This window comes from Modestobacter altitudinis (assembly GCF_005930475.1).
Classification (GTDB): Bacteria; Actinomycetota; Actinomycetes; order Mycobacteriales; family Geodermatophilaceae; genus Modestobacter; species Modestobacter altitudinis.
On sequence record NZ_SJEW01000038.1, the window covers coordinates 1 to 14,651 of the forward strand.

The 14,651-nt window shown below is 72.4% G+C and carries 15 protein-coding genes and 2 tRNA genes; 7 read left to right on the plus strand and 10 right to left on the minus strand.

Translation table 11 applies throughout. The features are described from left to right. Both FHL79_RS14700 and FHL79_RS14705 read left to right on the plus strand, forming a co-directional pair. The coding region (locus FHL79_RS14700; protein WP_138759337.1) for an alpha/beta fold hydrolase at nt 1–1,316 on the plus strand (1,316 nt) is incomplete at its 5' end. A 135-nt stretch (nt 1,317–1,451) separates the two neighbouring features. Next, nucleotides 1,452–1,691: a hypothetical protein gene (locus FHL79_RS14705; protein WP_138759338.1), complete on the plus strand. Its 240-nt coding sequence runs from the start codon at nt 1,452–1,454 to the stop codon at nt 1,689–1,691. Nucleotides 1,692–1,738: 47 nt separating this feature from the next. On the opposite strand, the gene FHL79_RS14710 is transcribed toward FHL79_RS14705, so the two are convergent. Then, nucleotides 1,739–2,623, minus strand: a complete 885-nt coding sequence (locus FHL79_RS14710) for a helix-turn-helix domain containing protein (RefSeq protein ID WP_246080803.1) — start codon at nt 2,621–2,623, stop codon at nt 1,739–1,741. A 185-nt stretch (nt 2,624–2,808) separates the two neighbouring features. Further along, nucleotides 2,809–3,114 (minus strand): hypothetical protein, encoded by a 306-nt coding sequence (locus tag FHL79_RS14715; protein ID WP_138759340.1) that lies wholly within the window; start codon nt 3,112–3,114, stop codon nt 2,809–2,811. Nucleotides 3,115–3,573: 459 nt separating this feature from the next. On the opposite strand from FHL79_RS14715, the gene FHL79_RS14720 reads away from it, so the two are divergent. Continuing rightward, a complete protein-coding gene (locus tag FHL79_RS14720) occupies nt 3,574–4,392 on the plus strand; it encodes a M48 family metalloprotease (RefSeq protein WP_171058170.1) in 819 nt (272 codons plus the stop codon). 323 nt (nt 4,393–4,715) lie between these two features. Here FHL79_RS14720 and FHL79_RS14725 read toward each other — a convergent pair whose 3' ends face one another. The 7 genes from FHL79_RS14725 to FHL79_RS14755 all read right to left on the minus strand — a co-directional run bounded on the left by FHL79_RS14725 (nt 4,716) and on the right by FHL79_RS14755 (nt 9,952). Continuing rightward, entirely contained in the window at nt 4,716–5,246 is a 531-nt protein-coding gene (locus tag FHL79_RS14725) for a DedA family protein (protein WP_138759342.1), read from the minus strand. A 219-nt stretch (nt 5,247–5,465) separates the two neighbouring features. Next, complete coding sequence (locus tag FHL79_RS14730; protein ID WP_138759343.1) at nt 5,466–6,239, minus strand: sulfite exporter TauE/SafE family protein; 774 nt, start codon at nt 6,237–6,239, stop codon at nt 5,466–5,468. Beyond that, complete coding sequence (locus FHL79_RS14735) at nt 6,236–6,838, minus strand: rhodanese-like domain-containing protein (RefSeq protein WP_171058171.1); 603 nt, start codon at nt 6,836–6,838, stop codon at nt 6,236–6,238. Before FHL79_RS14735 ends, FHL79_RS14730 begins: the two co-directional genes overlap by 4 nt. A gap of 101 nt (nt 6,839–6,939) precedes the next feature. Beyond that, the gene (locus FHL79_RS14740; protein ID WP_138759344.1) at nt 6,940–8,319 is read right to left on the minus strand and encodes an MBL fold metallo-hydrolase; all 1,380 of its coding nucleotides are present in this window, start codon (nt 8,317–8,319) and stop codon (nt 6,940–6,942) included. Between the two features lie 57 nt (nt 8,320–8,376). Beyond that, nucleotides 8,377–8,682, minus strand: coding sequence for a rhodanese-like domain-containing protein (locus tag FHL79_RS14745; RefSeq protein ID WP_246080805.1), 306 nt, complete (start codon nt 8,680–8,682; stop codon nt 8,377–8,379). A gap of 25 nt (nt 8,683–8,707) precedes the next feature. Next, nucleotides 8,708–8,974, minus strand: a complete 267-nt coding sequence (locus tag FHL79_RS14750) for a metal-sensitive transcriptional regulator (RefSeq protein ID WP_246080807.1) — start codon at nt 8,972–8,974, stop codon at nt 8,708–8,710. A gap of 573 nt (nt 8,975–9,547) precedes the next feature. After that, nucleotides 9,548–9,952 (minus strand): DUF302 domain-containing protein, encoded by a 405-nt coding sequence (locus tag FHL79_RS14755; protein WP_138759347.1) that lies wholly within the window; start codon nt 9,950–9,952, stop codon nt 9,548–9,550. A gap of 372 nt (nt 9,953–10,324) precedes the next feature. Between FHL79_RS14755 and FHL79_RS14765 the strand changes: the two genes are divergently transcribed. Beyond that, entirely contained in the window at nt 10,325–10,897 is a 573-nt protein-coding gene (locus FHL79_RS14765; RefSeq protein WP_138759348.1) for a DoxX family protein, read from the plus strand. Nucleotides 10,898–11,151: 254 nt separating this feature from the next. On the opposite strand, the gene FHL79_RS14770 is transcribed toward FHL79_RS14765, so the two are convergent. Continuing rightward, nucleotides 11,152–11,222, minus strand: a tRNA-Gly gene (locus FHL79_RS14770). A gap of 112 nt (nt 11,223–11,334) precedes the next feature. Here FHL79_RS14770 and FHL79_RS14775 point away from each other — a divergent pair. The 3 genes from FHL79_RS14775 to tig all read left to right on the plus strand — a co-directional run bounded on the left by FHL79_RS14775 (nt 11,335) and on the right by tig (nt 14,423). Next, nucleotides 11,335–12,744 carry a pyridoxal phosphate-dependent decarboxylase family protein gene (locus tag FHL79_RS14775; RefSeq protein ID WP_138759349.1) on the plus strand — a complete coding sequence of 470 codons (1,410 nt, stop codon included), beginning with the start codon at nt 11,335–11,337 and terminating at the stop codon, nt 12,742–12,744. A gap of 14 nt (nt 12,745–12,758) precedes the next feature. Beyond that, nucleotides 12,759–12,832 (plus strand) — tRNA-Pro (locus FHL79_RS14780). 91 nt (nt 12,833–12,923) lie between these two features. After that, nucleotides 12,924–14,423, plus strand: coding sequence for a trigger factor (gene tig, locus FHL79_RS14785; protein WP_138759350.1), 1,500 nt, complete (start codon nt 12,924–12,926; stop codon nt 14,421–14,423). The last annotated feature ends 228 nt before the right edge of the window (nt 14,424–14,651 follow it).

A 14,651-nucleotide genomic window follows, 5' to 3' on the forward strand; every position in this document is an offset into this window, starting at 1 on the left:
TCCCCGCCCCCGAGAGCGAGGCCCAGAAGCGTCCGTACCGCCCCTATTCCGGGTCGAGGGGACACATCGGTTGGATCGTGGCCGGCTCGTTGGCCACCGGACTCATCGCTGCCGGGCTCCTCGTCGCTGCCCCGATCATCGCGCCGACCGAAGCCGGGGTCACCGGCGCCTTCCTCTGCGGACTGGCGCTGGGCTGGGCGATGCTGGCCGTGCTCTCGGTGCGGTTCACCGATCAGCCACAGCGTTGGGCCGCAGCTCCCGCACTGTTCATGGGACTGAGCGGTCTCCTCCTGGTGATGTTGGGCTCGTCGGTGCACGGGGTCCTCACCTGGGTGTGGCCTCCCGCCCTGCTGGCTCTGGTGATCTGGATGCTCGTCCGCGTCCATCGGCAGCTTCGCAGCCCGAGCCGACGCTGGCTGCTCTACCCAGTGATCGCGGTGCTGGCTCTCGCTTCGATCAGCGGCGGCTACGAGACCGTGCGCGCGGCGACAGCCCAGGCCAACCCCATGCCGGGTCAGTTGATCGACGTCGGCGGACACCGCCTGCACCTGAACTGCACCGGCTCCGGCAGCCCCACCGTCGTGCTCGAACCGGGTGCGGGCGGGACGTCCTCGGACCTCGAGGCGATCACCCCGGCCGTTGCTCGTGACACCCGCGTCTGCGTCTACGACCGTGCCGGCCGGGGGTGGAGCGAGCCCGCGGACACCCCCCAGCACGGCGCGCAGATCGCAACTGACCTGCACACGCTGCTGCACCGCGGACAGGTCCCCGGCCCGTACGTGCTGGCGGGCCACTCATTCGGTGGGCTCTATGCGCTCACCTTCGCCGCCCGCCACCCCGACGAGGTCGCCGGCATGGTGCTGGTGGACTCCACCGCACCGGCCTCGGCGGCGGAGCCGAGAGCAACACCGTCTGGCGACAGGGACTCCTACGACCCCATGAACCGTGTCTCGGCACTGGTCTCGACCTCAGCCCGATTCGGCCTGCACCGCCTGGTCGGCTTCCAGACCGCAAGCGAGTTTCGCAGCACGATCGACGAGTACGCGCAGGGGAATGCCTCCCGGGAGCAGGCGGCAGCTCTGCGCAGCCTCGCCGACAAGCCGTTGGTGGTCCTGACGGCCGGCAGTGGAAGTGCGGCCGGCTGGTCGGCGCAGCAGGAGGCTCTGGCCACCTTGTCGACCGACAGCGTCCACCGCGTCATCGAAGACACCGACCACGCAGCGATGATCGAGGACGGCAAGGGCGCGGCCGCCACCACTCGAGCGATCCTTGACGTCGTCTCCTCGGTCCAGAGCGCACGGCCGCTGGCCAGGTGATCCGTCGGACGTCCCACGGGGGACACGATGAGCCGGGATGTCCCTGGCGTACTGGCCGACTAGGGCCTGTCCTGCGGATCATGTAGGCCACGACGAACGCCGTCTGCGCCGGTCGGGAGTCGTAATCTGCGAACCGTGAGCAAGAAGAGGCTCGCCGAAGCGCACCGCCAGATCGGGGAAGCCGAGCACGCCCTTGAGCAGCAGATGCTCAGGCAGGCTGACACCCTCCCCGATCCCGAGCACATGCGAGAGCGGGCGCGCCGGATCTCCGAGAGTGCGGACCGGCACCTTGCCCAGGCCAAGCGGCTGAGCGGGGACGGTTCGGACGCGACTGACGAGGCAAGCCCCGCACAAGATCCGCAGGACAAGCCCTAGCGAGTCGGGTGCAGTTGGCGGGGCGCGGGTGTCCGGCTGGGGACTCTTCAGCGGCCAACGTGGACGGCGTCTTTGGGTGTGCGACGTCGGGAGACGGTGCGTTTGGTGGTGGCGAGCTGCGCGGCGATGTCTCGGATGGATCGGCCGCGCTCGGTGAGGCGGTGGACTACCTGCTCCTGCTCGGCGGGCGTGAGCTCGTTGTAGCGGATGCCGTCGCCGGCGAGCGCACGTTCGATGGCAATGTCGTCGACGTCGTCTGGTGTGTGAGGCCGGGCGCTTCGCTCGGGCGTGGGGTCGCGGTCGATGTCGTCCCAGGCCAGTGGCGGCTGCCAGCCTTGGGCTGCGGCATGGGTCCGGGCCGCGTCCGTGGCAGCTTGCTGCTCACCGGTCCTTCGTGGTGGTGGGGTGTTCTCCAGGCGCTCGTAGAGCTCGGCGACGTCCTTGGCGGTGCGTGTGGTGACCGATGGACTGGTCATGCTGCGCTCAAGGCTGGTGGGGCGGCGACCGAGCCGGTTCGCCAGAAGGTCGAGAGCCCAGCCGGTGGCGATGAGAGCTTGCAGGCGGCGGCGGGTGCCGGTGGCATCGATCCGGCTGTGCGGCGCCCGGTTGGCGTCGTCGATGCCGATGCTCAAGATCCGGGCGGCCGTGGCGGGACGGACCCGGCGCGTTCCGGGCCCGTCACCCAGGCCGGGGTCGGCGAGCTCGCGAATGTGGCTGAGGGCCATGTCGGCGAGGTGGGCAATGCGCTCGACGCCGATGCCGGCTGCCCGCAGGGCAGCGATGTGCTCATGGACCGGGTGGGCGTCGACGTACGGCTGCCAGCGGCCGTAGGAGCGCTCGCGGTTGGCCAGGCAAGAGGCAGTGGTGTTGGCGGCCGTGCAGTCGGTGCAGCGGCAGCGGTCTTTGACGTAGGCGGTGCGGGTGCCGTGCACGTGGTGGCCAGCTGTATGGCTGCACTCGCGCCTCACTCGCGTGCCGGCTCGGTCCGCGCGGCGAACGGCTCGCTCGATGGCCTGCCGGTGTTTGTCGCAGGAGTGCCGGGGGTGGTGCGCATCCGCACGTGGGGCGCTGGCGTAGCCGGCGGTGTAGCCGCAGCTCGAGCAGGTTCGGGTGACCATCATCGCCGGCGACGTGGCGGAGTCGACGGGGAGCTGGCGGTTCGGGGGCGGCCGGGAACCCCGGCTTGGAGCAGGACGTCTTCGATCCAGTCGGTGCGGATTGTGCCGGCGTCTCCGATGTGCTCGTCGAAGGCCATCGCGGTGATCTGGGAGGCGCTGGCCGACCACTCGGCGTCCGAGAGCGGTCGTTCCAGGTGGGCCTCGATCGTCGGCCGGTCGACGTAGGCCACGCTGGCGCAGAGGTGGTCGGCCAGGTCGGTCAGCAGCTGGTGGGCGTCTCCGCCGTAGGCGGCGACCAAGGCCATGCAGGCTCCGCGGCGGTCAGCCTGCGGGTCGAGGTGACTCGCCGGGGTCGAGCCCGTTGGGCTTAGCCACCGGCGATCGCCGGGATCGACCACGGCGGACCCGTCGACGAGAAATGGCTCTTGGACGTAGCTCGGCATCGGCGCTCCTCCCGGCGGCTGGTGCTCTCACCGGGAGGAGGCGCAGTTCCTGGTCGCGTGGTGACACCGGGTACAGCTATTCCCTGACCGCGATCGGATCAGATGCGGGCTGGTCGGGCTGTCACGGGGGCTCCGCTTGCCAGCGCCAGCTCAGATGTCAGTAGCGGCCGGCATGCTGACGGGTGCGCCTGTCGCATCCAAGGAGGCCCGATGAGGAGCTGCGGAGCCCAAACAACCGGTGGTCCACGGTGTGCTGGCGTTGGCTTCGGGCTGTGGCGCGCGGCCGCCGCGGCGCCGGCCATGCTCGGCAGCCTGCTCTTGATGGCGGTCGCCACCGCTGGACTGGGCCCGTGGACGGCGCCGATCCTTCTGCTCTGGGTTGGCTTTGGGGCAGTCGGGCTCACCCGCGCCGGCGAACGGGTTGCCGTGCGGGTGGCTTTCGGGTTCCGTCCTTCGAGCCCGGCCCAGGCGGCGGCGCTTGCGCCGCTGTGGGCCGCAGCGCTACGGCTGTCGGGAACACCAGCCAGCGAGGTCAGCCTCTACGTCCAACGCTCCGGTCAGCCCAACGCGTACGCCGCCGGCGGGCGCAGCGTTGCGGTCACCAGCCGGGCTCTGGAGGACCACCGGGCTGGACGGCTGGCGGCGGAACAGATGGTGGCCGTGCTGGTTCACGAGCTGGGCCATCACGCCACCCGAGCGACCCAGCCGATGCTGATCGCGATCTGGCTTGCCGCGCCGTGGCGCATGACCGCGCGATTGCTGACCGGCCTGGCAGGCGTCCTGTCCGGGCGCTCGACCCAGCGCGCGGTGCGAACTGTGGTCATGTGCGGGATCACCGTGGCCGTGGTGCGCGCTGTGCAGCAGGGGCACTGGATGGTCGGGGGAGTGCTGGGCGCTCTCGCGCTCTTTGCGGTGATCTGTCCGCTGGCCGACGCCGCGGTCTGCCGGCGTGCCGAGTTCGTGGCCGACCGGTTCGTTGCCGACCACGGTCTCGGCCCGGAGCTGGCCACCGCGCTCCGCACACTGAGCGACGGGTCTAGCACCACCCTCGGATGGTCGCGGCTGGCATCCCACCCGCCTTCCGAACGAAGGATCAGCGCAATTCTGACGGCGGCGCCCGGTGGCCCATCGAGGCCGTAGGACGGCCTGCTCGCCCCTGCTGGACCCGACCCGGCACCCACAGTCCTTCGCTTCCTGCTCGGCATCGTTCTGAGTGTGGGAGCGCGTCGGCACTGTCCTCGCGGGGCCTGGTCGTGCTTCTCGGCGCGATAAGCGCAGGCGACTTCTGCGCTGAGGAGGTGCGGGCGGGGGAGAGCGACCCGGAGCCGACAAACAGAATCCGGCGTCATGGCGGATTCGGCGGCCGGTCGGCCCGAGCTCTGCCAGCGCGCCAGCGACGTCACGTCGCGCATCGGCTCGCACCGTTCGGATGGCGATCCACGCTGCAGCGTCATCGTTGGCGCCTACCCGGCCCTCGCCACGGACTGCGAGCGGAGTGTGGCGATGAGAAGAACGAGAGCTGCGACCTGCAGGACGCCGACGACGGCCACCAGCGCCGGCACCGACCGGGCCGACAGCCCGCCGGTAAGCGCGCCGCCGCCCAACGCGGCCACCCCTGCACCGCCGCGAAGAACCCATAGCCGGCGACCGAGGAACACCGCCGTCCCCCCGCGGCGGGCGAGGAAGTCCTCGGCCTGGGCGAGACGAGCGCGGCGTTTGTCCAGGATCCGCAGGGCCAGGACGCGCTGGCCGAACCGCCGGCCGATCAGGTAACCGACGCTGTCACCGGCGATCGCGGCGAGCACCACGACGAGCACGGCCGCCGTGAGCGAGACATGTCCCAGCTTGGCGGCCACACCGGCGAGGACGGCCACCGTCTCGCCCGGAATCACGAACCCGATGAAGAAGGCGTCCTCGGCGAACACGACCGCCCCGGTGACGACCAGCACGGTCCACCCGGGCACGTCGAGCAGTCGCTGGACGAGGCCGCTCATCCTCGCGCCCCAGCCGCTGCCCGCCGGTGGCCCCGGGCGGTCGCTGTCATGGCGTCCACTTCCTCGGTGGTGACGATGCGGGCACTGATGTCCGGGCGCGCACGGCGGTGGCGCGGCGCAGGCCCGCGGAGGCGAGCCGTTTCACTCCCGGGCGGATGCGCGCTGAGCTCAAAGCCCCCGCCCGTCGCCGACGCACCGCGGTGACGGCGGCGCAATCGGTCATCCGAGCAGGCTGGCGCTGATCTGAACGAGGATTCCGGCGGCGACGATGAACACCAGGTAGGCGAACCAGCGGCGCAGTCGCGCGGTGTCCAGCCGGGTGGCGAGTCGGCCGGCGGCCAGTGCGGTGACGACGGCGGCCGCGGTGAACGCGACGGTGACCGGCACGTCCAGGGGCGCGTCGCCGGCGTGCGCGGCGAATCCGGCGGCGGAGTTGACCGCGACGATCAGCAGGGAGGTGCCGATCGCGACCTCCATCGAGAGGCCCAGCACGACGACCAGCACCGGGATGATCAGGAAGCCGCCGCCGACGCCCAGCAGGCCGGTGAGGAACCCGACGGCGAGCCCGCCGGCGAGGGTGCGCGGCAGGCAGCGGCGCCAGTTGACCCGGCCGCCGTCGGTGGCGCACGCGGCGCCCGTGGCGGGCTTCTCCGACAGCATCCGGACGCCGGCGCCGATCATCAGGGCGGCGAACAGGCAGAGGACGACCTCGGGTGGGAGGAGCCGGTTGACCGCAGCGCCGGCGAACGCGGTGGCGACTCCGGCCGCGCCGAACAGCAGCGCGATCCGCCAGGCGATCTGGCCCTTGCCCAGCCGCGGTAGCAGCGCCACCAGTGCGGTGGTGCCGACGACGAGCAGCGACGTCGCGACCGCCTGCGGCAGGTCCTGTCCGGCGGCGTAGACCAGCGCGGGCACGGCGAGGATCGACCCGCCGCCGCCGAGCAGTCCGACCAGCGCGCCGATGACCAGGCCGAGGACGATCGCGACGGTCACGCTGCGGCGCTGCCGGGCGCCTGGGGGGTCCGCAGGGCCTGCACCGCGTCGGGCAGGGTCACCGCGCGACCACCGCGGTTGTAGGGCAGCCGGGACAGCGCCGCGCCCATCGCGCAGGTGTCGGTGACCGCGGCGGTGGCCAGGCCGGCGCCGACGCCGCCGGCGAGGAAGCGGGCCTTGGGGAAGCGGAGGCTGGCCAGGACGCTGGTCGCGACCAGGCCGCCGGCGACCAGGCGGACCTGGCGCTCCAGCGCCCATCGGGCCCGGCCGTGGCGGACGTCGGCCCCGGTGGCGGTGTGCGCGGTGACGCCGCCGTCGAGCACCGACAGCTGCTCGGCGCCGACCGCGGCCAGCGCGGTATGGGCGGTCCGTGCGCGGGTGCCGGCCTGGCAGACCAGCACGACCGGGCCGTGGAGCTCGGCGGCCAGCGCGGTGGCGTGCTCGGTCACCACCGGCAGCGGGATGTTGATCGAGCCGGGGATGTGTGCGGTCTCGTACTCGGCCGGGGTGCGCACGTCGACCAGGGTCGGCGTGGTGTCGCCGGTGAGCCGGTCGGTCAGTTCGGCCGGGGTGATCAGGGCGGTGGTGCGGGAGTTCACGGGAGCTGTCGTCCTCTGGATCGGTCGGGTGCTGCGGGCAGGGGCAGCCGGCGGCCACCGGGGATGGGGTCCCGGTGGCCGCCGGGTCTGAGTGGGGCCGGTCAGACGGTGGCGGGCTGGGCGTGCAGGCCCGCGGCGGCCGCGCCGGTGTCGGGGTCGCCGTAGCCGCCGTCGACCAGCACCGGGCGGCGGCCGGCGCGGGCGAGCATCGAGGCGGCGATGGAGGCGCGGTAGCCCGAGCCGCAGTACACCCACACGTAGCCGTCGGGTACCTCGTCGAGGCGGGCGGGCAGGTCGTGGATTGGGATGTGGAGCGAGCCGCGGACCCCGCCACCGGCGCGCTCGTCGTCGCGGCGGGCGTCAAGGACCACCAGTTCCGGGTCGGCGGCCATCGCCGCGGCCAGACCGGCGAAGTCGCTGACCGGGTAGGAGTCCAGCTCCCGGCCGGCGGCCAGAGCCTCGGGGCTGCCGATCGCGGCGCCGGCGAGCCGGTCGATGCCGATGCGGACCAGCTCGCGGCGGGCGTCGGAGACCTGCTCCTCGGTCTCCCCGATCAGGGTGATCGGCGCGCCCCACGGGACCAGCCAGCCGACGTAGGTGACGAAGTTGGCGATGGCCAGCTCGAAGTTCAGCGCACCGGGCAGGTGACCGGCGGCGAACGCGGTGCGGGCGCGCAGGTCGATCACCCACTCACCGGCGGCCAGCCGGCCAGCCAGCTCCTCGGGGTCGACCAGCCGCGGCATGGACAGGTCCACCGGTGCCGGGCCGGCGGCGTTGCCCGGGCCCATGTGGGCGTACCAGGCCGGGATGGTGGTGAGCCCGGCGATCAGTTGGTCGACGAAGGCCTGCTCGTCCTGGGTCAGCGCCGGGTTCACCCGCACCTGCTCGCCGACAGTGGAGGCGGTGCCGCTGGTCGGGGTGGCGGCGCAGAACGAGCCGAACCCGTGGCTGGGGAACACCGGGGTACCGGCGGGCAGCTCGTCGGCCAGCCGGCGCACCGAGTGGTACTGGGCGTGGGTTAGAGCGTCGGTGTGCTCGGGGCCGACCAGGTCGGTGCGTCCGGTTGCGCCGTAGAGCATCGAGCCGCCGGTGAACACCGCCTGCACCGCGCCCTCGGCGTCGGCGACCACATAGCTGACGTGGTGGTGGGTGTGCCCGGGGGTGTGCATCACCCGCAGGCGCATCGGGCCGGCCTCGAGCACGTCCCCGTCAGCGACTGGGGTCCGCTCGTAGGCCACGACGTCCCCGGCGGGAACGGCGTACGCGGCGCCGACGGTGCGGCCCAGCTCCAACCCGCCCGACCAGTAGTCGTTGTGGACGTGGCTCTCAGCCACGAGCGCGATGCGGACGTCGCGCTTCTCGGCGAGCGCGAGCACCCGGTCGATGTCGCGCTGGGGGTCGATGACCACGCCGACCCCGTCGGCGCTGACCAGGTAGCTGCGGTCCCCGAGGCCGGTGGTCTCGATGATGTCGATGTGCACAGAGAACTCCTTGATACGGTACCGGGCAGGGGTATCTGCGGGTGAAATAAGAGGTCGTCAGACCGTGGGCCGGCCTTCGGCGACCCAGCGAGTCATGCCACCGTTCAGGCTGGCGACGTCGTAGCCGTGGCCGGCCAGGAAGTGCGCCGCCTGCGAGCTGCGTCCGCCGCTGCGGCAGACGGTGATGACCGGGCGGCTGCGGTCGAGCTCGACGGCACGGGCGGGCAGTTGGCCCAGTGGGATGTGGGTGCTGCCGGCGATCCGGCCCTCGGCGAGCTCGCTGGCCTCGCGGACGTCGAGCAGGACGGCCTCAGTGCGGTCGGCGGCCTCGGCGGGGGTGAGCTGAGGGATCCGCGGGTTCACGGCGTACTCCCAGCGTCGGTGAGGGTCATGCCAGGGAGAGGAAGAGGCGCTCGAGCTCGCGCAGGTCGACCTCGCGGGTCTCTCCGTCCTCATTGATCGAGCAGTAGCGCATCCCGGTGGAGACGACGGCGAACCCGGCCTTGCTCAGCGCCTTCGACGCTGCGGCCAGCTGGGTGACCACGGCAGAGCAGTCCCGGCCGTCCTCGATCATGCGGACGATGCCGCCGATCTGGCCCTCGATGCGCTTGAGGCGCTTGACGACGTCTGCGAGCTCGCCCTGGGGGATGTCCACACGTTGAGTATGCATACCCCCGGGGGTATTAGCAACCGGGTGGGCGGTGACTGCTCACACGCCCGCCAGGCTCATGGCGCGGCCGACCGATCTGCGGACGGGTGCTGCAGGCCGGTCGCCCGCCGAGTTCGGCGACCCGGCTCCACAGCGCCGCCTCGTCTCCGCCTTCGATCTGCATTCCGGGACGCCCGGGTCTACTTGCTCCACCCCCCGACCACCGACGCGATCAAGGTCGGCATCGCCGTCGTCGACGGCCAGGATGCGCGCCCACGCCGCGCACGAGCTGCCGGCTGCTGGCCGAGTGGACCGGTCCGGAGCACGACATTGCAGTTACCACCGAGCGGGCAGTGCCCACCGGGTGGCGGGCCACCGAGGTCGCGCCGGGGCACATCGCGCCGCGCGATGGAGGCCCGAGACCGCACCGGCCGCGCAGGTGCTGACCGCCCCGACACAGCTGGTCGAGCTGCTCGGCGCACCAGTTGCCGCCGCTGACGCCAGCGGGGCACTGGCTCCGCCGGCTGCGTAGCCGGCACCGCGCCCGGTCCGGCAGCGATCGGGCTGGCTGCAGCGGTCTCACGTGCCGGGGCTGGTGACCGCGCGCAGTGCGTTCTGCAGTCGGGTCTTGGCGTCGGCCGCGATCGGCTCGAGTTCGGGCCGCCCGGGCACAGTGACCATCAGCTCCGGGTTGAGCGCGGACACCAGCACCTGCCCGTCCTCGCTGGCGCGGACCACGACGTTGCACGGCAGCAGCAACCCCAGATCTGGTTCGATCGCCAGGCCCTGCTGGGCCAGCGGGGCGTTGCAGGCGCCGAGGATGATCTGCGGCGGCACGTCGACGTCCAGCTTGGCCTTCAGGGTCGCGGCGACGTCGATTTCGGTGAGGATGCCGAAGCCCTCCGCGGCCAGCGCCGCGCGGGTGCGCTCCAGGGCCTCGTCAAGCGGGATGTCGACGTGCACGCTCATGCCGAAGTCGGCCATGTCGGGCTCCCTTTTGTGTCGGTGACACAGGAGGGGTGCCCGTCCCGGTCGGGTCTACCCGCCGGGACCTGCGCGCCGGTATGCGGCCGGGGCCTCCGGCTTCGACGGCTTCGACGGCTTCGACGGAAAGCAGGCCAGGCGCGGCAGTGACCGGCTGTGGTGATCTTCGGGGCCTCGCAGCTGTTCGTGAAGCAGTTGGAGTGGGCCGGGCCCGCACTGGGTCTGCCCTCGGTGATGGTGATGGCCCTGCTGCCTGACCCACCGGCAGGGACAGGTCAGAGATCCCAGCGTCCGGGTCGCTGACGGGCATGCACCGCACGGTGGCGGGGCATGGAACGGTCGGCATCAACCCCGGCGATGGAGGAGGACGGCATGAGCGTGGGGCGATTGGCGGCGCGGGCCCTGATCGGCGGCTTGTTCATCGGGCACGGGACGCAGAAGCTCTTCGGCTGGTTCGGCGGCCCCGGCCGCGCCGGCACCGCGGGGATGATGGAGGCCCTCGAGATGCGTCCGGCGAAGGTGCACGCCGTCGTCGCCGGAACGACGGAAACAGCCGGCGGGGTGCTGCTCGCCGCCGGCCTGGCGACCCCGTTGGCGTCAGCCGCACTGACCGGTGTGATGACGACGGCGATCCGGAAGGTGCACCTGCCCAACGGCCCGTGGGCGGCCAACGGCGGCTGGGAGTACAACGCCGTCCTGATCGGCGCGTTGACCGCGTTGACCGAGACCGGCCCTGGGGACCTGTCCCTCGATCGTGCACTGGGTATCGAGCGCACCGGTCCGGCCTGGGCGCTGGGCGCGCTGGCGACCGGCGTCGGCACCGCGTTCGCGACGATGGCGCTGGGGCGTCGAGGGAAGCCGGGAACTGTTGTCACGACCCAGTCCGACGCGGTCGAGGCGGCGCAGGGCGACACCGCCGGTGACCCCACGACGACCGGGATTTGAAGCGTCCGAAGGAGCCAGGAGCCGATAACCGGACCAGTGCCTGGACAGGCCGAACGTCGCAAGGTCAGTCTGCGCAGTCATGCTCGTGGCCACACCGGCGGCCTGACCAGCGCAGATGTGGTGTCCCGCGTGTCCTTAGCGTGTCCGTACGACCGGAGAATCGCGGTTATACGGGGGTAACAGCGGCTAATCCGACGGCTCGTGGGATACCCGTGCGTGGGCTGGCCGACGCGCTGACCTGCACTTATTCGTTGAGCGGGTGACCGGGATCGAACCGGCATGGCCAGCTTGGAAGGCTGGGGCTCTACCATTGAGCTACACCCGCGGGGAGATGCAGACGCAGCCTAACCGGTCGCCTCCCGCCGTCGCCGACGCCGGTCGACATCGCGGACGCCGTCCCCTCCTCCTCGGTGACGGCCCGTGCCAGGCTGCGCCGCATGGGTGCCGAGGCCGACGCGTACGACGAGGCGCTGCGCGCCGCGGCGTCGCACGCCCGGGCTTGGCTGCACCAGCTGCCCGACCGGCGTGTCCCGCCGAAGGCGACCGCGGACGACGTCCGGGCCCGCGCCCTCGACCTGCTCACCGAGCCGCCCGTCGACGCCGCGCAGGTGGTCGACGAGCTCGCCGCGCTGGCCGGACCGGGGCTGATGGCGATCAACTCCGGTCGGTTCTTCGGCTGGGTGATGGGCGGCGTCCTCCCCGCGGCACTGGGCGCGGACTGGCTGGTCAGCAGCTGGGACCAGAACACCGGCATGCGCGCGGCCACCCCGGGGGTCGCGGGCATCGAGGAGGCGGCGGGGGAGTGGCTGCTGCACCTGCTCGGCCTGCCAGCCGGCAGCGCGGTCGGCTTCTCCACCGGCGCGACGACGGCGAACACGTCCTGCCTGGCCGCCGGCCGGAACGCGGTGCTGGCCGGGGCCGGATGGGACGTGGAGGAGAACGGGCTGGCCGAGGGCCCGCGGATCCGGGTCCTCGTCGGCGAGGACAGCCACGCCTCGGTGCACCTGGCGCTGCGCTACCTGGGGCTGGGGCGCCCCGAGCGGGTGGCCGTCGACGACCAGGGGCGGCTGCGCACCGACGCCCTGGCGCTGGCCCTCGAGGACGCGCCGCCGGGTGCCCCCACGCTGGTCTGCCTGCAGGCTGGCAACCTGCACTCGGGTGCGTTCGACCCGCTCGGGGAGGCCGCCGACCTCGCCCACCGGCACGGCGCCTGGGTGCACGTGGACGGCGCGTTCGGGTTGTGGGCCGCCGCCGCACCCAGGCTGCGGCACCTGGTCGCCGGGCTGGACCGGGCCGACTCGTGGGCCACCGACGCGCACAAGACGCTCAACGTGCCCTACGACTGCGGCGTCGCCGTGGTGCACGACCCGGCGCCGATGCGCGCGGCGCTGGGGGTGCGGACCAGCTACCTGCTGAGCACCGACGTCGCGGACCCGCTGGACGTGACGGTGGAGATGTCGCGGCGGGCCCGAGGCGTGCCGGTCTGGGCGGCGCTGCGGTCGCTGGGGGAGGACGGCGTGGCCGCGCTCGTCGAGCGGCTGGTGGACAACGCCCGGGCTCTGGCCGATGGCCTGGCCTCCCTCGACGGCGCGAGGGTCCTGAACGACGTCGTCTACACCCAGGTCTGCGTCAGCTTCGGCAGCGACGAGCGCACCGCCGCGGTGATCGCCGACGGGACGGCGTGGATGTCGGGCTCTCGCTGGGCCGGCCGGGCCGTGCTGCGGGTCTCGGTGAGCAACTGGTCGACCGATCGGGCCGACGTCGAGGCGTCCCTCGATGCGGTGCGCCGGGCCGTGGCCGCGGTGGACGGCCGACGCCGCGGTACGGCCGCGCAGACCGCCCCCTAGACTCGCACCCGCCACGGGGTGTGGCGCAGCTTGGTAGCGCACCCGCTTTGGGAGCGGGGGGCCGTGGGTTCAAATCCCGCCACCCCGACACAGAACCGACGTCTCTAGACTCGTGGCGTGCTGCGACGCCCCGGGCGTCGCGCCCGTCGTCCGTCCCCCTTCCAGAGGAGCGCTGCACAGTGAAGAGCACCATCGAGAACCTGGGCCCGACCCGGGTCCGGCTCGCGATCGAGGTGCCGTGGAGCGACCTGGACCACGCCTTCGGTGAGGTCTACAAGGAGCTGGGCAAGCAGGTCCGCGTTCCCGGTTTCCGCCCCGGCAAGGTCCCGAACCGCGTCCTCGACCAGCGGATCGGCCGTCCGGTCGTCCTCGAGCAGGTCGTCCAGCACGCCGTCCCCGAGGTCTACTCCGAGGCGATCCGGGAGAACCAGGTCCGGGTGATCAGCCAGCCCGAGGTCGAGGTGACCCGGATCGACGACGGCGAGGCCCTCGCGTTCACCGCCGAGGTCGACGTCGCCCCGACGCTCGAGCTGCCCCCGCTGGACTCCCTCGCGGTCACCGTCGACGACGTCGAGGTCACCGACGAGGAGATCGACGCCCAGGTGTCGGTCATGCGCGAGCGCTTCGCCACCCTGTCCGGCGTCGAGCGCGCCGCCGCCGAGGGCGACTACGTCTCCATCGATCTGGAGGCCACGCTGCGCGGCGAGGTCCTCGAGGACGGCAGCACCACGGGCATGTCCTACGAGGTCGGCTCGGGCGGCCTGATGGCCGGCCTGGACGAGGCCGTCACCGGGCTGTCCGCCGACGAGAGCGCCACCTTCCAGACCCCGCTGCTCTCCGGTGACGACGCCGGCGAGCTGGCCGACGTCACCGTCACGGTGCGCTCGGTCAAGTCCAAGGAGCTGCCCGAGCTGGACGACGAGTTCGCCTCCATCGCGAGCGAGTTCGACACGCTGGCCGAGCTGCGCGAGGACGTCCGCACCCGGCTGTCCCGCACCAAGGTCCTGCAGCAGGGCGCCGAGGCCCGCGACAAGCTGGTCGAGCACCTCATCGAGGTCATCGAGGTGCCGGTGCCGGAGAACATGGTCGAGCAGGAGCTCTCCTGGCGCGGCCAGGCCATGGAGCGCGAGCTCCAGCAGGCCGGCATGGACTGGGACGCCTACTTCACGGCCGCGGGCGTCGAGGGTGGCCGCGAGGCCTACGACGCCGAGCTGCGGGAGAACGTCGAGAAGGCGGTCAAGACCCAGTTCATCCTCGACTCGATCGCCGACGCCCGTGAGGTGACCGTCGACAACGAGGACCTGTCCGCGCAGATCATGGCGCAGGCCCAGCGCAACCGGGTCAGCCCGGAGCAGTACGCGCAGCAGCTGCAGCAGGGCAACAACATCGCCGACTTCGTCGCCGACGTCCGCCGCACCAAGGCGCTGGCCCAGCTGCTCGAGGAGACGACGATCACCGACGCGTCGGGCAACGTCGTCGACCTCGAGGCGCTTCGCCCGCGGACCGTCGCCGCATCGGCCGAGGACGGCGAGGAGCCGGCCGACGACGTCACCGAGGCGGTCGCCGGTGGGGACGTCGCCGACGACGACGCCGACAACGAGGCCGAGGCCACCGACGCCGTCGTCACCGACGCAGAGGCCGCCGTCGACGACGCCGAGGGCAGCACCGACAAGGCCTGACCCACGCGAGGCACACCGCGCCGCCCGCACCCCTGCCCGGGGTGCGGGCGGCGCTGTCGTCCGGCGGCCATGACAGCCGCGGTCGTCGCTGCGCCCACGGCGAACACCGGCCCCGACGGGGAGGAAGCCGTCGGGGGTCCGCGTTAGGGTCGACGTGACACCGAGGCGATCGCCGAAGACGCACTGACGACCACCACCCAGCGGCCGTCCGCGGCATCGGCGGACACC